Origin of the sequence: Clostridium mobile (genome assembly GCF_018918285.1) — a bacterium.
GTDB lineage: Bacteria > Bacillota > Clostridia > Clostridiales > Clostridiaceae > Clostridium_AW > Clostridium_AW mobile.
Genome location: NZ_JAHLQF010000004.1, coordinates 498,424 through 518,129, shown reverse-complemented (window position 1 = coordinate 518,129; position 19,706 = coordinate 498,424). Strand labels below are relative to the sequence as shown.

18 protein-coding genes are annotated in these 19,706 nt (G+C 29.4%); 17 read left to right on the top strand and 1 reads right to left on the bottom strand.

Annotation, left to right across the window (positions count from 1 at the left end):
• The first annotated feature begins 14 nt into the window (after positions 1-14).
• From KQI86_RS17725 to spoIIR, 12 genes are all read left to right on the top strand, one after another.
• On the top strand, positions 15-1,019 hold the full coding sequence (locus tag KQI86_RS17725; RefSeq protein ID WP_216440743.1) for a CotS family spore coat protein: 1,005 nt from the start codon (positions 15-17) through the stop codon (positions 1,017-1,019).
• A gap of 108 nt (positions 1,020-1,127) precedes the next feature.
• Positions 1,128-1,994, top strand: a complete 867-nt coding sequence (gene yabG / locus KQI86_RS17720) for a sporulation peptidase YabG (RefSeq protein WP_216440742.1) — start codon at positions 1,128-1,130, stop codon at positions 1,992-1,994.
• Between the two features lie 283 nt (positions 1,995-2,277).
• Positions 2,278-2,511: a Veg family protein gene (locus KQI86_RS17715; protein ID WP_216440741.1), complete on the top strand. Its 234-nt coding sequence runs from the start codon at positions 2,278-2,280 to the stop codon at positions 2,509-2,511.
• 359 nt (positions 2,512-2,870) lie between these two features.
• On the top strand, positions 2,871-4,427 hold the full coding sequence (locus KQI86_RS17710) for a DUF3794 and LysM peptidoglycan-binding domain-containing protein (protein WP_216440740.1): 1,557 nt from the start codon (positions 2,871-2,873) through the stop codon (positions 4,425-4,427).
• A gap of 152 nt (positions 4,428-4,579) precedes the next feature.
• Entirely contained in the window at positions 4,580-5,398 is an 819-nt protein-coding gene (locus tag KQI86_RS17705; RefSeq protein WP_425514393.1) for a cyanophycinase, read from the top strand.
• 3 nt (positions 5,399-5,401) lie between these two features.
• Entirely contained in the window at positions 5,402-8,017 is a 2,616-nt protein-coding gene (cphA, locus tag KQI86_RS17700; protein WP_216440738.1) for a cyanophycin synthetase, read from the top strand.
• A gap of 67 nt (positions 8,018-8,084) precedes the next feature.
• Entirely contained in the window at positions 8,085-8,927 is an 843-nt protein-coding gene (gene ispE, locus KQI86_RS17695; RefSeq protein WP_216440737.1) for a 4-(cytidine 5'-diphospho)-2-C-methyl-D-erythritol kinase, read from the top strand.
• A gap of 207 nt (positions 8,928-9,134) precedes the next feature.
• Positions 9,135-9,329: a CLC_0170 family protein gene (locus KQI86_RS17690; RefSeq protein ID WP_216440736.1), complete on the top strand. Its 195-nt coding sequence runs from the start codon at positions 9,135-9,137 to the stop codon at positions 9,327-9,329.
• Positions 9,330-9,355: 26 nt separating this feature from the next.
• The gene (locus KQI86_RS17685; RefSeq protein ID WP_216440735.1) at positions 9,356-10,813 is read left to right on the top strand and encodes a spore germination protein; all 1,458 of its coding nucleotides are present in this window, start codon (positions 9,356-9,358) and stop codon (positions 10,811-10,813) included.
• A 16-nt stretch (positions 10,814-10,829) separates the two neighbouring features.
• A complete protein-coding gene (locus KQI86_RS17680; protein ID WP_246582874.1) occupies positions 10,830-11,942 on the top strand; it encodes a GerAB/ArcD/ProY family transporter in 1,113 nt (370 codons plus the stop codon).
• A 1-nt stretch (position 11,943) separates the two neighbouring features.
• Entirely contained in the window at positions 11,944-13,119 is a 1,176-nt protein-coding gene (locus tag KQI86_RS17675; RefSeq protein ID WP_216440733.1) for a Ger(x)C family spore germination protein, read from the top strand.
• Between the two features lie 75 nt (positions 13,120-13,194).
• Positions 13,195-13,791, top strand: coding sequence for a stage II sporulation protein R (gene spoIIR, locus KQI86_RS17670; protein WP_216440732.1), 597 nt, complete (start codon positions 13,195-13,197; stop codon positions 13,789-13,791).
• A 34-nt stretch (positions 13,792-13,825) separates the two neighbouring features.
• Here the strand turns inward: spoIIR and KQI86_RS17665 are convergent, their stop codons facing one another.
• Positions 13,826-14,971, bottom strand: coding sequence for an MGDG synthase family glycosyltransferase (locus tag KQI86_RS17665; RefSeq protein WP_216440731.1), 1,146 nt, complete (start codon positions 14,969-14,971; stop codon positions 13,826-13,828).
• Between the two features lie 228 nt (positions 14,972-15,199).
• Between KQI86_RS17665 and ypeB the strand changes: the two genes are divergently transcribed.
• From ypeB to KQI86_RS17640, 5 genes are all read left to right on the top strand, one after another.
• Positions 15,200-16,567 (top strand): germination protein YpeB, encoded by a 1,368-nt coding sequence (gene ypeB, locus KQI86_RS17660; RefSeq protein ID WP_216440730.1) that lies wholly within the window; start codon positions 15,200-15,202, stop codon positions 16,565-16,567.
• Positions 16,568-16,684: 117 nt separating this feature from the next.
• Positions 16,685-17,713 (top strand): D-alanine--D-alanine ligase family protein, encoded by a 1,029-nt coding sequence (locus tag KQI86_RS17655; RefSeq protein ID WP_216440729.1) that lies wholly within the window; start codon positions 16,685-16,687, stop codon positions 17,711-17,713.
• Positions 17,714-17,736: 23 nt separating this feature from the next.
• On the top strand, positions 17,737-18,723 hold the full coding sequence (locus KQI86_RS17650) for a tRNA 4-thiouridine(8) synthase ThiI (RefSeq protein WP_216440728.1): 987 nt from the start codon (positions 17,737-17,739) through the stop codon (positions 18,721-18,723).
• 28 nt (positions 18,724-18,751) lie between these two features.
• Complete coding sequence (locus KQI86_RS17645) at positions 18,752-19,174, top strand: YwiB family protein (RefSeq protein WP_216440727.1); 423 nt, start codon at positions 18,752-18,754, stop codon at positions 19,172-19,174.
• A gap of 77 nt (positions 19,175-19,251) precedes the next feature.
• The gene (locus KQI86_RS17640) at positions 19,252-19,548 is read left to right on the top strand and encodes a hypothetical protein (protein ID WP_216440726.1); all 297 of its coding nucleotides are present in this window, start codon (positions 19,252-19,254) and stop codon (positions 19,546-19,548) included.
• The last annotated feature ends 158 nt before the right edge of the window (positions 19,549-19,706 follow it).

Genomic DNA, 19,706 nt, shown 5'->3' with positions numbered 1-19,706 from the left:
AGGAGGTGATTGCTATGATGAGAGAGTTTGAAATAGAAAGACAATTTGATATCAAAATTGAAAGTTTAAAACCTAATAAGGGTGTATATTTATTAAAAACAAACAAGGGGCCAAAATGTTTAAAAAGAATAAATTATGGCATTCAAAAACTATTGTTTGTGTATGGAGCTAAAGAGCATTTAATAGAAAATGGATTCCCAAGAGTGGATAAATATTCTTTAAACATAGATGGACATCCTTATGCAATAGTAAATGAAGACATATATACTCTATCTCAGTGGATAGAAGGAAGAGAAGCGGATTTTAGGAACAAAGAGGATTTAGTAATAGCAGCAGAGAACTTGGCATATCTTCATATTGCCTCAAAGGGATATGAACCACCTGAAAATAGTAAACTAAAATCTGATTTGGGAAGATGGCCCAATCTAATGGAAAAGAGGGTAAGATCTCTAGATAAGATGAGAGACATGTGTAGAAAAAGAAATAACAAAACAAGCTTTGACATGAATTATATAAAGAATCTTCAATTTTATAAAAATATAGGTAGAAGAGCAATAAATGTATTAAAAGATTCAAAATACAGCGAACTGTGCATGATATCAGAAGAAGAAAAGAGTTTTTGTCATCATGATTATACTTATCACAATATAATAGTTGATAAGGATAAGGATATCAATGTTATAGACTTCGATTATTGTAAAAGAGAAATCAGAGTGTATGATATATATTCATTTATGACTAAAGTTCTAAAAAGAGTTGACTGGGATATAGAGTATGCTAATTTAATTCTAGATTCCTATAACAAAATATATCCACTTAAAACTTGTGAATATAGAGTACTATTTGCGTTTTTGCTATTCCCTCAGAGATTTTGGAGATTGTCTAATAGATACTACTATAATGAAGTAAACTGGCCTTCAAATACATTCAGCAATAAAATGGAGGAATTAATAGCTGAACAAGATAATTATATGGCATTTATCGAAAAATTTAAAAATATGTACGATCAAAACGAATAAGGATTAAAGCATGCAATACTTCGTAGGTAATGCATGCTTTGATTTTTGCACGTAAATTTACACATTAACATATTATGTAACATGAGTTTTATAAGTGGAGAGGATTTTATGAATATAGGAGATATAGTAGTAAGAAAATCCTATGATAGGGATATAACCTTTAAAATAATAGATGTTAAAGAAACAAGTAGGGGATATGTCTATGTATTAAAGGGAATAAACTTAAGAATAATTGCAGATTCTTCAGAAGAAGATTTAGAATTAGTAGATAGAAATACTTGTAGCGATTATGAAGAAGTATTTAATAGAAAAGTAAATACTTCTATTAAAAAAATATTACTTGATAGAAGTGGCATAGATATAAGAAATTTAAATAGGTCTGTACCTGTAAAGGAAAAGAAAGATTTATCTTTTGGTAGACCAGGAAAAATACTGCATGTGGATGGTGATGCGGAATATTTAGAAGTGTGTTTAAAGGTTTATAAACAATTATCTTTGGATGCAGTTGGTAAAGTAATTAAAGAAAATGAACAACCCAAACAAATAGTGGATATAGTAAAAGCAGTCAAACCGGATATTGTAATAATAACTGGTCATGATGGAGTAGTTAAAGATACTAGAGACTTTATGGATTTAGATAATTATAAAAATTCTAGACATTTTATAGAAACTGTAACAGAACTAAGAAATTATGAACCAGGATATGATAACTTAGTTATATTTGCAGGTGCTTGCCAATCTCATTATGAAGCAATACTAGATGCAGGTGCTAATTTTGCCAGTTCTCCTAGTAGGGTGCTTATACATTGTTTGGACCCTGTATTTATATGTGAAAGAATAGCTTATACAAACATAGAAAAGGTTGTATCAATAAAAGAAGCTTTGCAAAATACTATTAGTGGAGCAAAAGGTGTTGGAGGACTTCAGACAAGAGGTAAGTATAGAGAAGGGTTCCCAAAATCTAAATATTCTTAAATAAAAATTACGAAGCAATATTTATTGCTTCGTAATTTTTATTATGGAAATAATATTGTCAATTTCCATTTATTCAAGGAAACTTGAATAAATATGAAAAATATAGGTAATAATAATTTAGAAGAAGATATTGAATATTAAACAATGTAAACCTTTAAAAATATTTATAAATTAGCAAATATAAATGTTGACAAATTGTAAATTTAGATATAAAATTAAAAGTTTAGTTGACTTATTTTATATTTTAATATATAATATAATACGTGGAAAGAGGGTGTTTGTTGTGGAAAGAGGAAATGTATTGGCTGCTATAAGGAGAGATATAGAAAGCCATGTAGGAGAAACTGTAACTCTTAAAGCAAATGGGGGAAGAAGAAAGACCCTTGTGAACAAGGGAACCATAGAAAAAACATACCCCAGCATATTTGTCATAAGATTAAATAATGACACCCAAAGGACAGTGACATATAGTTATTCAGATGTATTAACAAAAACAGTTCAATTAGTTTATGCATAATAAAAAGCAGTACTTATAGTACTGCTATTTCACTTTTTATATAGATTTTAATACATACAAAAAGAAAGATGGTAAAAAAGCCATCTTTCAACTATGGTATAAAAGGGTATTGAGAATTTATGAGAGGTTATATGGTCAACAACCAGTTTTAATAATACGACAAAATAAGATATATGTCAACAATATTTGTGACAGTTCTACCCCTTATTATAATGCTATTTAAATAATATGAAATATTATGTTTTGAAAATTTTAAATATTTATATCTTTATAAGGTATAAATATTTAAAGTTTAATCATATTTCCCTATTTTTAGTTATATAAATAAATAGTAGGTTTATATAGGAGGGAAAAGAAGCATGGGTATAGAGCTTATTAGAGAGAATATAGAATGTGAACAATTATTGGGACAAAATTCAATGGATACAGTTGTCAAGGCTGAATATGTAATACCAGATACTCACCCGGATATAGCGAAGATATTGTGTGTGGATGCTAGACCTTTTATAATCAGCAAAGAAACCATGAAGGACAAAGTATATCTAGAAGGGCAAGTAGAATATAATGTAATTTATTTAGCAAAAGAAGAAGAAAAAATGGGTGTCAATAGCATTACCTATATTGGAAAATTCTCAAATTATATTGAAATGCCCGGAACAGAACATAAAATGAATTGCCAATGTGAATGCTATGTTGAACATATGGATAGCAACATAATACATGAAAGAAAAATAGGACTAGAAGGAGTAATAAAATTAAGGGCGGATGTATATAAAAATTATAACTTTGATATTGTAAAAGATATAGAAGATAATTTTGATGCTCAGATGCTTAAAAATCCAATGGAAATAGATAAAATTGTTGGAAATGTAGAATCTGATATGACGGCAAAATGTAATATTAAAATTCCAGCTAGCAAGCCTGAAATAGGAAACATACTCAAATGTGATGTAAAGGTACGTAAGAGAGATGCAAGGGTATTGGAAAATAGAGTATCTATTGAAGCATCAGTATTGATTACTATACTATATAGGGGAAAGGATACAAGAGATATTGTATCAATCGTAGAGGAAGTGCCTATTTCTAAGGATATAGAATTTGAAGGAATCAATTCACTAATGGAAAATTATACTGAATTTAAAGTGGATTCAATGCAAATGAATATTAAAGAAGATGATTTAGGTGAAAATAGAGAAGTAGAAGTTGAATCGGTAATTAAAACTGATACAAAGATAATGCATAAAGAAGAAATGGATATGATAGAAGATGTGTATTCTCCTTCTGTATTTATGAATATTAAGAAGAATAATTACAATCTAAATGCAATACATGGTCAAACCTCAACGGAGTCTATAGTTAAAGGTGATATTGAGGTAGAAGGACCTAAACCTATAGAAGTAGTTATGTGTTCAGGAAGAGTTTGCATTACAGATAAGAGAATAGTAGAAGATAAAGTTATAGTAGAAGGAGTATTAAATTCAGATATTTTGTATAAAACAAAGGATGAAGATAATTATATTTGTAGTGTATCAGAAGAAATACCTTTTTCGTGTCCGGTAGATGTTCCAGGATGCAAAATAAACATGAACAGTATTGCCAAAGCATTTTTAGAAAATATTGAGTGTGATATTGAAGCTGGTAATATAGTTATAAAAGCATTGGTAAAAATTTATGTTAAAGTAGACTATGTTATGCCTAAGGAATTCTTAGTTGAAATATCTCAGGTAGAAGGAAAACTTCCAGAGAAGAAGGCTAGTGTCACTATATATATAGTTCAGCCTGGAGATACTTTATGGAAGATAGCAAAAAAATACTCTACTACAGTAGAGGATTTAGTAAAGATAAATGATATTGAAAATATGGATTATATAAAACCAGGTCAAAAGCTAATAATACCTGGAAGGGCTTCGTTATAATTGATTTAAAGTCTGTAGTTTTATTCTACAGGCTTTTTTTATTTATAAATATATTAAAAAAGTATGTATTGAAGAGAATACACTTCATTCTTTCATATGTTTGATATTAAAGTGTATATTACTCGTGGAATTGGAAAAAATATAGAATACTTATGACAAAGGGGTGCGTTTTGTTGGAAGACAAGTTAAATGGAAATTTAATAATAATAGGCGGTGCAGAAGATAAAAATGGAGATAAAAGTATATTAAAGGAAGTTTGTAGTAAGATTGATAAGGATAAAGAAGAACTAGTAATAGCCACAGTAGCATCTGGTGACCCTGAAGAAAAGGGATCGCAGTATCATAAAATTTTTGGTGATTTAGGTGTGAAGAATATCTCTATACTCAATGTAAGAGAAAGGAAGGATGCTTTTGATGTTAATAATATAGAACTAATTAATAAAGCTTCTATAGTATTTTTTACAGGAGGAGATCAGCTAAGAATAACTAGTTTATTAGGAGGTACCGACCTTTATAAGATAATGATGGATAGGTATAATGCTGGATGTATATTTGTGGGTACTTCTGCAGGGGCATCTGTTATGAGCGATACTATGATTGTTTCTGGTCCTAATGATGAATCCCCTAGAAAATGTACCTTAAAGATGGCTCCAGGTTTAGGGCTTATTAAAGATGTTATAATAGATCAACATTTTGCACAGAGAGGTAGAATAGGTAGACTATTGGTAGGTATTGCAGAAAATCCTCAGAGTATTGGTATAGGTATAGATGAAGATACTGCAATTATTGTAAATAGAGAAGCTGAATTTAAAGTGATAGGTTCTGGAGCGGTATATCTTATTGATGGAAGAGATATCACTTATACAAATGTTTCTGAGCAGAATCAAGAAGAACTATTATCTATATTCAATATAAAAATGCATGTTTTAAAAAAGGACGATAAATTTGATTTAAACAGGAGGATACCTTAAAAAATGAAAATTTTAAATCATAAGTATTATAGTGGGAGAAATATATACTGCCATAGACCGTGTATAAAAATGGAGATAGACTTAGAAGGCTTTAAGGATGTACCTAGTAAAGATATTAATGGATTTAATGAAAAATTAGTTCAAATATTACCCATACTAAAGGAACATAGATGTGGAATTGATGAGGAAATGGGATTTGTCAAAAGATTATATGAGGGAACTTATCTTTCTCATATATGTGAACATATATGCATTGGTATACAAAATATGTTAGGGCTAGAGGGTGCTTATGGTAAAGCTAGGCAAATAGAAGGAGATATATATTTTATAATTTATGAATGTGAATATGAAAAAACGGGAATTGAAATAGGAAAAACTGCTGTAATGATAATAAACTCTCTAATAAGTAGTAAAGAAACTAATATAGAGGAAGCCATATATAAACTTAGAGAAATATTAAAATTTGAGCAATTAGGTCCCAGCACTGCAGCTATTATAAGGGAAGCGAAAAGTAGAAGAATTCCATATATAAGAATTGGAGAGGGAAGTATCTTTCAATTAGGATATGGAAGTACTTCTAGAATGGTAGAAGCTACTGTAAGTGAGAAAACTAGTGGATTGGCTATAGACATAGCCTGCGATAAGCTGCTAACAAAGGAAGTATTATATAATCAATGTTTGCCTGTAACTGAAGGTTCACAGGTTATAAATCCTGTTCAGATGTTAGTGGATGCAGAAGTGATTGGATATCCAGTGGTATTAAAGCCTAGATTTGGGAATCAGGGCAAAGGGGTATTCGTTAATTTGAAAAATGAAAAAGAACTTATGCAGGCATATAATATCATATCAAAGGATTACAAAGATATAATTATAGAAAAACATGTAGTTGGAGAAGATTTTAGGGTTTGTGTTGTAGATTATGAAGTGGTAGCAGTTTCAAAAAGAGTTCCACCCTACATTATAGGAGATGGAGTTACAACTATTGTAGAATTAATACACAAATTGAATGAAGACAGTAGAAGAGGAGATGGCCATGAAAAACCTCTTACAAGAATTAAGTTAAATGAAGAATTAATCAATTATATTTGGAAAAATTCATATTCATTAAATTCTATTCCTAAAAAGGGAGAAAAAGTGACTTTAAGGGAGAATGCAAATCTCTCCACTGGAGGAGCTTCTGTAGATTGTACTGATATTATATGTGAAGAAAACATTGAAATATGTAAAAGAGTTGCAAGAACAGTAGGATTGGATATATGTGGAATAGACATTTGCTGTACAGATATATCAAAACCAATAGATGGCGCTATTATAGAGGTCAATGCGGCACCTGGTATAAGGATGCACGAACATCCTTGTGATGGGAAAAGTAGAAATGTTGGAGGAGCTATAGTAGATATGTTATTTAAAGAAATACCAAAGCAGATTCCTGTCATATCTGTAACAGGAACTAATGGTAAAACTACAACTGCTCGATTAATATCTTATGTTTTATCTTTAGCAGGCCATAAAACCGGTTTAACTACTACTGGAGGTATATACATAAACAATCAATGTATAGATAGAGGAGACACAACGGGCTATGATAGCGCTATGACTGTATTAACTAATAATGAAGTAGAAGTGGCGGTTTTAGAAACAGCGAGAGGTGGAATTATACGAAAGGGTCTTGCTTATGATTTGGCAGATGTAGGCATAATAACTAATATAACTTCCGATCATTTAGGCATTGATAACATAGAAACCATAGAAGAATTAGCCTTCGTAAAATCTTTGGTAGTTGAGGCTGTAAAAGATGATGGATATGCAATACTTAATGCAGATGATCATGCAAGCATTGCATTGTTAAATAGGATAAAAAGCAATATAATCCTATTTTCAAAGGATAAAAATAATCTTATTTTGGTAGATCATATGAAAAATGGTGGCTGGGGAATATATGTATCAAATGATTTTATTTATGTAGAAAAGGATAAAAACATATTTCCAATAATAAAAGTTAAGGATATAAAGATTACTTTAGAGGGAAAACTTGAATATAATGTAGAAAACGCCATGGCAGCATGTGCTGCATTGGTTAGTTTAGGAGTAGATTATTCAGTTATAAGAAAGGGTCTGCAAAGTTTTTATCTTGATGAAATACATAACCCTGGAAGGTTTAATTTATATAAATTTAACGATAGCACAGTTGTTTTAGACTATGCTCATAATATTAAAGGATATAAAGCTGTAATAGATGGAATAAAAAAGCTAGATTATAAAAAATTAATAGGTATAATTGGGGTACCTGGAGATAGAAAAGATGAAGATATAATTAGATTGGGAGAAATTGCAGGGGAAAATTTTCAATATATATATATAAAAGAGGATAACGACAAAAGATGTAGAAAAGAAGGGGAAGTAGCATCACTATTGAAAAAAGGGGTGCTAAAAAGTGGGTTTGATGAGAAAAATATAAAGATAATTCTAGAAGAAAAACAAGCTTTAAAAAAGGCAATGGAAGAGTGTAAAAAAGGAGATTTAATTATAATATTCTTTGAAAACTATGAACCTTTACTTGAAATTGTTAAGAAAGAAATAAAGCGATCTAATAATAATTCTGATGAAGCATTAGCATAAGTATTTATTATTTATATTAAAAGCTATACAATTATATGTATAGCTTTTATATATTAGGAGGTTTATTATGAAGCGTAAAGCATATGCTAAGGTGAACTTGTCCCTAGATGTGTTAGGGAGAAAGGAAAATGGATATCATTTATTAAGTATGATAATGCAGTGCATAGATTTATATGACACTATAGAAATCAAAGAAATTAATAATGGAATAAAGGTTAATTGTAATAAAATTAATATACCAACTGATAAAAGAAATTTAGCATATAGGGCTGCTGATATGTTTATAGAAAAATATAAAATAAATAAAGGAGTAGAAATTTATATAGAAAAAAATATACCTACAGAAGCAGGTTTAGGGGGAGGAAGTAGCAATGCAGCTATAGTATTAAAGATGATGAGAGATATGTTTAAGCCCCAAATAAATGATGAGGAACTGGCCATGCTAGGTGAAAAATTAGGAGCGGATGTGCCATTCTTTATCTATGGTGGAACAGCCCTTTGTGAAGGTATAGGCGAAATAATAACACCATTAGAGAAGTTTAAAAACCATATTCTACTTTTAGTTAAACCAAATTTTGGGGTTTCAACAAAGGATGTTTATGAGGAAATTGATAAAATTACAATAAATGATCATCCTAATATGAATAGAATTCTAAATTATATAAACGAAAATAATTTAGAAGATTTATCTAAGAACATGATAAATGTTTTAGAATTAGTTACTTTAGATAAGTATCCAGAATTATTAGAAATAAAAAGAGATATGAAAAACTTAGGTAGTATAGGTACATTAATGAGTGGAAGTGGTTCAACTATATTCGGTTTCTTTGAAAACTACCAATTTGCTGAAAGATGCTACAACTTTATGAAAGATAAATATGATGAGGTTTTTCTCAGCAAAACAATATAAGTTTAATTTATAGTAAAAAATATAATTAAAAAGGGAAAAGGCTATCTCAAAATGATTTATAAAATTATTTTGAGATAGCCCTTTTTATATTTTATAAAAGTTTTATAACAAGAGTAGGAGTTGTTTATATTTAACTCTAATGAATAATTAATGGCTATATGTGAAAAATAATTAAGAATTATAAAGTGAATTAGAGGGATGAAGGTTATGGATATAATAAAACTATTTGATAAATATTTACTTATTTTAGTAACTATTCAAGCTTTTGTAGCTGTTTTTATAGATAGTACCAAATTTAAAAGAGCTAATATGCTTAAAGCCTCTAAACAAATAAAAATAATAGGAATAATTATATTTTCTATAACACTAGTGCTGTATATTATATCTGAATTTTATTATTGAAGTTGTCAAAATGAGGGGTGAGCAATATGAAAGAGGTAATAAAGGATAATATATCCAAGAATTTAGACGAAAACATACAATATCTAAAAGAGTTGTTAAAAGGAAATTCGGATATTGTATTTAGAGAATTTTATATAAATGACACAAAAGCACTACTCATGTACATAGATGGAATGGGAGATAAAGTGCTTTTGAATAATTTTGTTTTAGAAACTTTAATGTTTAACTGGAAAGAGCTAGAGATTGAAGAGATAAAAGACAAAATATTGACTGTTACGGATTTAAAGGAATTAGAAAAATTAAGTGAAGGTGTAAATGGCGTATTATCTGGGGACACAATGCTGTTGATTCATGGAATGAAAACCTGCTATGTAATTGCTTCGCGATTTTGGCCAACAAGGGGAGTAACTGAGCCTTCGCGTGAAACTGTAATAAGAGGAGGTAGGGACGGGTTTACTGAGACGATAAGGTTTAACACAGCCTTAGTAAGGAGAAGAATAAGAGATACAAGATTAAAGGTAGTACCTAAAACCTTAGGAACAAGGTCTAAAAGTGATGTAGCGATAATGTATATAGAAGACATAGCTGAAAACCATATAGTTAAAGATGTATTAGATAGAATGGAAAAAATTGATATTGATGCTGTATTAGATAGTGGATATGTGGAACAATTAATTGAAGATAATAAATGGTCCATATTTCCTCAAACCCAAAATACTGAAAGGCCAGATGTGGTAGCGGCGGCATTGTATGAAGGGAGAGTGGCTATATTAGTTGATAACTCTCCCTTTGCTATAGTAGTACCAGCAACACTGCCAAATTTATTTCAAAGCCCTGATGATTATTATCAAAGATGGGTGTATGGTACTGTATTGAGGTTTATAAGATTTTTATCCTTAATTATATCGATTATATTACCTGGTATGTATGTAGCTACGACTTCCTTTCATCCTTCAATAATACCAACACAATTAGCATTTTTTGTGGCAGCTTCTAGGGAAGGGGTTCCATTCCCTGCATTTATGGAAGCTATAATTATGGAGGTGAGTTTAGCTCTGCTTACGGAAGCAGTTATTAGGTTGCCTAAAGCGATTGGGGCCACAATAGGTATAGTAGGGGGGTTAATTATAGGTCAGGCAGCAGTTAGCGCAGGTATAGTTAGCCCGATAATGATCATAATTGTATCCCTTACTACCATTACAAGCTTTACAACTCCAAGCTATGAAATTACATCTGCTTTTAGGATAATAAGATTTTTATTAATAATAAGCGCATCGATTATGGGGTTATATGGAGTTGTAATATGTTTATTGATGGTATTGACACATCTTATTAGACTAAAAAGTTTTGGAGTTCCTTATTTATCACCTTTTGTCAATATAAATAAAAAAGATTTCAAAGATATGATAATAAGATTTCCACTAAGATTCATTAAAGAAAGACCTGAATATATGGGCACAAAAGATAAAATTAGACAGAAATGAAATAATATTGGAGGTGATGAATGTGAAGGATAAGAATTTTATATCCAATTACGGTTTGTTTTCCACTTTAGTTGTAACCATTGTGGGGGTTAATGTATTCTCCTACCCTAGTGAACTGGCTAATGTTTTGGGTGTAGAAGGCTGGATAGCTATAGTTATAAGTGGAATTATTGCAATTTTATTTGCTTATATGATAAATAGAATTGCTAAGAATAATAACTATAAGCATATTTATGAGATATTTATAAATAGTTTTGGGCAAATATTTGGGAGAGTAGTAGCGTTATTTACTATTTTTTACTCAATTTACTTTGTATCTATAGGATTAAGGGTTTTTACTGAAGAAATAAAGATGTATTTATTAGAAAAAACTCCGACGGAGGTTCTATTTTTAATAACAATATTAGCGGGAAATTATATTATAAGAGGAGAAATAGATAATTTAATTAAATTTAATGAAATAAGTTTTTGGATCATGTTTATATCTGTGGCATTAATATTTATACCTTCTGCCAGGCAGGGTGATTTTACAAACTTACTGCCTATTTTTAATGAGCCTATTTCTAATTATTTAAGAGGTGTTACTACAGGGGTAAACAGATACGCTGGATTTGGAGTATTGCTTTTAGCCATTCCTTTTGTAAAAAGAAAAGAGGATGTTCTAAAAGTAACTATAAAAGGAGTAATTTTTGTTACTATATTTTATATAATAATTTTTGTTTTAGCTATAGGTTTTTTTGGAAAGGAGCAAACGGGACTATTGTTATGGCCCACTATAACCATGGTGAAATCTGTTGATATACCTGGTTATCTTGTTGAAAGGTTGGAAGGGATAATGATGAGTATTTGGATATTATTCTATTTTACGACTTTTGCAAATCATTACTATTTTTCTTCAGATATATTAAGGAAAGTTATGAATTTTAGAGATATAAAATTATCTTCTACTATATTGGTTCCTTTTATATATTTGATTGCTTTATATCCCCAAAATATTGCTGAGGTACATATGCTTTCTAGAACCTATACTCCAATATTTTTTACAGTAGTTTTAATTATAGCAATAATTGCATTATTTATATCTTCTGTGAAGGGAGGTAAGAAGCCTGATGCAGTATCGGGTGAATAATATGAAAATAAAAAAAATAATTTCCTTATTGATAATAACGTTCTTATTAGTAGGTTGTTGGGATAAAGTGGAAATAGATAGAAGAACTTTTATAACTACTATAGGAATAGATGCCGGAGAAGAAATAAATAAGCAAGTAGATTTAAAAAAATTAAAACCTGATGAACCGTTTAGTGATAATGATACAAAAATATTAAATATTATTTATGCCTTCCCTGATATAAGTCAATTAGGACCTGAAAAAGGAGGAGTAGCAGAAGAAAAACATATCAGTGTGAACGCTTATTCCATGGAAGATGGCTTTATTAAAGCCATTTCTAAAAGTAGTAGGTATATAAGTTTTGCCCACTCTAAGCTTGTCTTATTTGGAGAGAATTTTTTTGCTTACCCTGAAGTTGTAAAAGAAGTATTAGATTATTTGCAAAGAGAACCGAATATAAATAGAGATATGTTAGTTATTATGACTGAAGGTAAAGTAGAAAACTATATAACTAAAAAGGGTTTGATGGAAAAAAATATTGAAGCATATCTATATGGGCTTATTGAAAACAGCGATAGAAATAATAATATAATTCCAGTAGATTTAAATGAATTTTTACGAAATTTATCAGAGAGCAGCAATGCGATATTACCTTATTTAACTATAGAAAAAGAAACCAATGAAGTACAATTAACAGGTGCTTGCATTGTAAAAGATTATGAACTTAAGGGTAAATTATCATCAGCGGAAACTGCTAATGTTAAAATGTTAAGAGGAAAATTAAAGGGAGGAAAGAAGGTAATATATAAAGAGGGTCACCCTATAGACTTTTCCATAAGTGGCATGGAAAGAAAGATAAGATTAAAGAATGATGAAGAAAAATTAAACTTTTATATTGACATAGATTTAGAGGGAGAAATAAAAGGATATTATTTAGAAAATGTATTATTTGGAAATAACGATCCACGACAAATAGAAGAATATTTCGATAAAACTATAAAAGAAGAAATGGAATCTACAATTAAAATGATTCAGGAAAAGTATAGTGTTGATGTATTTGGTTTAAATGATTATATTAAAAAATATCACCCAAAAGTTTGGAAAAGGGTAAAAGATAATTGGGAAGAGGAGTTTAAAAACTCATCTATAACAGTAAATGTAAATACACATATAAGAAGAATGGGAGTTACAAAATAAAATTATAAAACATGTATAACATTATAATATATGGTAATAATAGGTAATAAGTTAATGGATGTTAGGGGGATATTTATGAAAAAACTGGTTGCTATTATTACTATATTTTTTTTAGGCTTTAGTGCATATAATATGCCTAATTTGTGGACAAGAACTGATGATGATATTTATAGTAAAGTTATAAGATTTCATGTAATAGCTAATAGTGATTTACCAGAAGACCAAAATTTAAAGCTGAAAGTAAGAGATGAGGTTCTAGATTACATTTATCCTAAATTAAAGGAAAGTAAAGATATAAATCAATCAAGAGAGATATTGAAAGATAATAGTGAAAATGTAAAAAAAATATCTCAAAAAGTTGTATATGATAATGGTTATAAATATGATGTTGATGTGAAATTATTGGTAGATAATTTTCCTATAAAAAGCTATGGAAATATTACTTTACCACAGGGTGAATATGAAGCATATAAAATAATAATAGGAGAGGGAAAAGGGCAAAATTGGTGGTGTGTTATGTTTCCGCCATTGTGTTTTGTAGATATTACAAAAGGTGAAGTGGACGTTGAAGAGACGGATGAAATTATGAAAGAAATATTAGGTGAAAGCGGAACAAATAAAATTGAATTAAAGTTTAAGGGATTAGAAATTATTAAAAAAATTATGAAATAATGTAATAAGCCACTCTTAAGTAAAGAGTGGCTTATTACATTATGGATAATTCCTCGGTTTCATTTTTTTTAATGAGTGTTTTTAAAAGTAAAGAAAGGCCTTTGCCAGCTTTGGGTTTAGAGAAGTTTTTAATATTTTCTTTCATCTGCTTAAGTCTATTTTCCTGACGCATTAAGCCTTCGATAATATAAGCTACATTGTCTTCTCTTAAATACACAGCTAAGTTATTCTTTAATAAAAATTCAGCATTTTTTTCTTCTTGACCAGGAATAGGAGAAAATAATGCCATAGGCAAATTACATATTAAAGCTTCAGTTATTGTGAGACCTCCAGGTTTGGTTAACAATAAATCTGATGCTTGCATGTATTTGTTAACTTTATCTGTAAATCCTATTATATGAGTTTTTTTATTTCCTATTATAGTATTATTGTATTTCATCAGATCATTATAAAGTTTTTTATTATTGCCTGTTATTACTATTATTTGAAGATGTTCATCAACTTGAAGAATGTCTTCAAATACTTCTTCTATTTTACCAAGACCTAGACTACCTCCCATAATTAGCAAAGTTTTTACATTTGGGGATAGGCCTATTTCTCTTAAGGTTTCTTTTTTATCATATTTTACAAGAAATTCAGGATTAACTGGTATGCCTAAATCATAGATTATATCCTTTGGAATACCTTTTGATGAAATTTCATCTATCATATCAGAATTAGAGACAATATATGCATCTATACAAGGATGTATCCAAAAACTATGGGGTGCATAGTCTGTGAGTATAGAAACAATAGGAACCTCCGTTTTATGCTTAACTTTTAATATTGATAGCATCTCTGTTGGGAAAGGATGAGTGGCTATCATAATATCAGGATCAAAATCATTAATCAATGGCATGAGCTTAAAAGTCATTATCTCATTAAACTTTGCACTAATTAAAGCTAGACCGTAGTCTGACTCAGTGTAATCATATAATTTTCCGAAAATAGAAGGACTTATTTTTAATGATTTTAAATAACTTCCTATTACTACTTTGTCAATTATAGGATTAATATATCTTAATGTATCTATTATTATCACTTCTGAATCAGGATTGTTAAGTTCAATATGTTTTTTTACTGCTTCTGCAGCTCTAGCATGACCTGCGCCAGCAGATACTGAAAAAATTATAGCTTTCATAGAGTATTGTTTCCCCCTTCATAAAATAAAATTATTTATATCTATTAGGAAAACTCATTTATAAATATTTTACACTATTTTTCTTAATAATATAAGTTGAATAAGCTTAAGAATTCATTAAATATTATTCCCATATTATTATTTTTAATCATAAGATTAAAATAATTTATGAATAAATAGTTAAAATATAACAGATAATAAATAGAGAAAAATATTGGAGGGATTGCTATGAAGATGAGCAAAAAAAGAATTATATATACTCTTGCAGTTACATTGATAGTAGTATTTTCATCAACCTTTGCTATCCTTATGACATTAGAAAGAACGGATTATAGAAATTACTTACAGGCAGAGTATAGTAAAAATATGCATGAATTAATTAGTTCGGTTCAAAATATAAGGGTAAATTTAAGCAAAGCGCCTATAGTTGGTTCAAGGGAACAGAGTATAGTAGTTTTTGAAGAGATATTTAGGCATTCAGCTATGGCTAACGATAAACTTAATTCTCTTCCTATATCACAAGACACAGTAGAAAATACTAATAAGTTTTTATCTCAAGTGGGAGACTTTTGTTATAGCCTAGGTAGAGCTGCATCGGAAGGGAAGTCTTTAGATGAAAAAGATTATAAAAATATTGAGGATTTGAAGAATAGATCTTTCGAATTAGAGGCAAGATTAAGTGCAGTATCAGACGAAATAAATCAAGGAAAAGTTAAGTGGGGAGAAATAAGAAAAAAAGCAAGCGGTGTATTAGCTAGAGAACGACCAGAAGTGCTGGCAGAAAAATTTAAAGGCATTCAAAAGCAGGTTGCTCAATATCCTGCATTGATATATGATGGACCTTTCTCGGATAACTTAGTAGAAATAACGCCAAGAATTAATAAAGAAAAAGAAATATCAGTAGAACAAGGTAAAGAAGCAGTAAAAAAGGTTATGGGAGAGAATAGAGTAGAATCAATAACACTTAGTGGTAGAGAAAGCAATACAAGAATTCCATCATATTCTTATGAGGTAGTATTAAAAGGAAGAGGAGATAAGAGTAAAGCTATTTGTGAGATAAGTAAGCATGGTGGAAAGGTTGTCTATCTCTTAGATAATAAGAGTGTTGCGGAGGCGAAAATATCCAGAGATAAGGCTATTCAATTAGGGGCAAATTACTTAGAAAACATTGGATATAAAGATATGATACCTATGTATTCGTTAAACTATGGAAATTCAGCTGTAATTAGTTATGTATACAAAGAAGATGATGTGATAATTTATCCTGATCAAATAAAATTAAAGATAGCTTTAGATGATGGTAGTGTAATAGGAATTGAATCAGAAAAATATTTAATTTCTCACATAGAAAATAGAGATATACCGAAGCCAAAAATAAGTGCAGAAGAGGCTAGAAAAAGAGTCGGTAAAAAACTTAATGTTACTTCTACAAGATTGGCTATAGTGCCTACTGAAACAAATAAAGAAGTATTATGCTATGAATTTGCAGGAAATTATAATAACGAGGACTTTATAGTTTACATAAATGCTGATACTGGATTTGAGCAGAGAATTATACAGATAATAAATACTCCTAATGGACAATTAACTATGTAATAAATTAATTTATTAATTCTGTTTTTATGATAAAATAGTATAGTGACTGTTTAATTGTTGTGTTAATTTATATTAACACAACAATTAAATCTATTATTAGGATGAGGAGCGGTTAGAATGAAGAAAAAAATAGCTATTCTTTTTGGTGGACAATCTACTGAACATGAAGTATCAATAGTATCAGCAACTTCGGTATTAAATAATATTGATAAAAATAAATATGATATTTATCCTATAGGAATAACAAGAGATGGACAGTGGTTTTGTTATAAAGGCGATATTAATAATATAAAAACAGGAGATTGGGAAAAGGACGAAAAAAATAAATTAGCTAATGGACAAAATATATTATTTAATAGAGAAGTAGACGTTGTTTTTCCGGTATTACACGGGATGTATGGTGAAGACGGAACAGTGCAGGGATTGTGTAAACTATTAAAACTGCCTTTTGTTGGACCGGGAGTTTTATCATCTGCTTTATGCATGGATAAAATATATACTAAATATGTTTTAGAAAAATTTAAAATAAAACAAGCTAGATATGTGGTTGTAAATAAGAACAGTTATTATGATAATAAAGAAGCTATAATTGAGGAAATAGAAGAAAGTTTAGGATATGATGTTTTTGTAAAGCCAGCAAACAGTGGTTCTTCAGTGGGAATAACTAAAGCTCACTATAGAGAAGAGTTAGAGAATGGTTTGGAAGAAGCTTTTAAATATGATAAGAGAATTTTAGTAGAAGAAGCAATTAATGCAAGAGAAGTAGAAGTAGCTGTACTTGGCAATGAAGATGCAAAAGCTGCAGTTCCGGGAGAGATTATACCTGCAAAAGAATTCTATGACTATGAGGCTAAATATAATAATGAAAACTCTAAGTTGCTAATACCTGCAAATTTAAATAAAAAAGAAGAGGAAGAAATTAAGGATTTAGCAATAAAAATTTATAAACTTCTAGATTGTGAAGGATTATCTAGAGTGGATTTCTTAATGGATAAAGAAACGGGAGAGTTTTATTTTAATGAAGTAAATACTATACCTGGATTTACTCAAATAAGTATGTATCCAAAATTATGGGATGCATCAGGTAAAAGCTATTCAGAGCTTATAGATGAATTAATATCTTTAGCAATAATCAAAGATGTATAATAAAACTAGAAAGGTGATTATATATGACAAGAGCTTTAGCTATGATATCAGGAGGGCTAGATAGTATTCTAGCAGCCAGACTAATAAAAGAACAGGGTATAGAGGTAATTGGAATATGCTTTAAATCTCATTTTTTTAATGAAGATAGTGCTTTAAAAATGACTAATCAGATAGGTATTCAATTGAAAGTTGTAGACTTTGCTAAAGAGCACTTTAAAATTGTAAAGGACCCTAAGTTTGGTTATGGGAAAAATATGAATCCTTGTATTGATTGTCATAGCTTGATGATGAATTATACAGGTAAGTTACTAGATGAATTAGATGCTGATTTCATAATAACTGGAGAAGTACTGAATCAAAGACCTATGTCTCAAAATAGATCTGCATTAGATATAGTAAAGAAGCATTCTGGATTTAGTGATAAAATATTAAGGCCCCTTTGTGCTAAAAATTTGCCACCTACTGAAATGGAATTGAATGGGTTGGTAGATAGAGAAAGGTTGCTTGATATATCTGGAAGAGGAAGAAAAGTTCAAATGGAATTAGCAGAGAAATGGGGAATTAAGGAGTATCCTTCTCCAGCAGGTGGATGCAAATTGACTGAACCGAATTATTCTAGAAGGCTTAAAGAATTATTAGAACATATTAAAGAACCTAAAGATAAAGATTTAGAGCTTTTAAGATATGGAAGGCATTTTAGAATATCTTCTAGTGCAAAGATTATTTCTACTAGAACAAAAGTAGAAGGAGATGAAATAAAAAAATATCTAGGAGAAGAGGATTGGGTATTTTTTGCTGCAGATTATAATGGATCTATGGTTTTGATTATTGGAGAGCCTAGTGAAGAAGATATTGAACTTGCGGCAAAGATTACTGGCAGATATTCTAAAGGTAAAGATGAAGATAGTATAAAAGTTAAATATGGAAAGTTTAAAAGTCTACTAAATAATAATTATATATGGATAGAGCCTGCAACGGAAGAAGAGATAAATAAATATATTATACAGTAAAGTTTAAGTTAGGAGGTGATGTCTTTCTATGAAAAAAAATGCCCTTGTTTCTGTATCAAGTATACAGTCAAAAAAGAAGGAAGATATTATTGAAGTAGTTACTCCGGGCAATTTTTACAAAAAGGAAAATTGTTACTATGTAGTTTATGATGAAACAGAACTGGCAGGCATGGAAGGAACTACAACAACTTTTAAGATTAATTGTAATGACAATAAATTTTCTCTAATAAGGATGGGAACAACAAGTACAAGAATGGATTTCGAAAATAATAAAGACGCTATAGTACTTTATAATACTCCTTATGGACCTTTAGAATTAAAAATTGATACTAAAAAGTTGAATATCGATGTAGATGACAATGGAGGAGATATACTTATTGATTACAATTTAAGTATTTCGGGTGAAAAGCCTCAAAATACATTATTAAAGATAAACATAAAAGCACAATAGTTTAAAGCTATTGTGCTTTTATGTTTAAAATTAGATATATTGGATATTATTTCTAATAAAGAGGTGGAGATGATATCATGAAATATTTTAATAGTGAAATTCATTATGATAAGATTATTGAACTATTATGTGGATATAAAGGCGTAAAAAAAGAGGAATTGATTAAAATATTGATGGATGAAGAATGCAAATACTTATTATTTCTATTATTAAAAAAATATAATTGCGTAGATATAGAAAGACTAAAAAAAGATTTTCAAATTAAAAATGGAAATAAAGTAAAAAATGATTTGGAAAAAGCTGAAGAAAAATTAATGTTTAATAAAAGAATAAGGGATATGTATTTTGAGGCGGAAAACATACTAGAAAAATAAGATAAGAACAAAAAATAGTAGAAAAAAGTCTACATGTATGTTATTATAATCTGTATGTGATTATAAATATAATATCCCCATTATAATGATAGGGTAATTTTTATTATAATATGGTTATTATTATTTGTCAACATAAATTTTAAAGTTGGGGGTGAAGT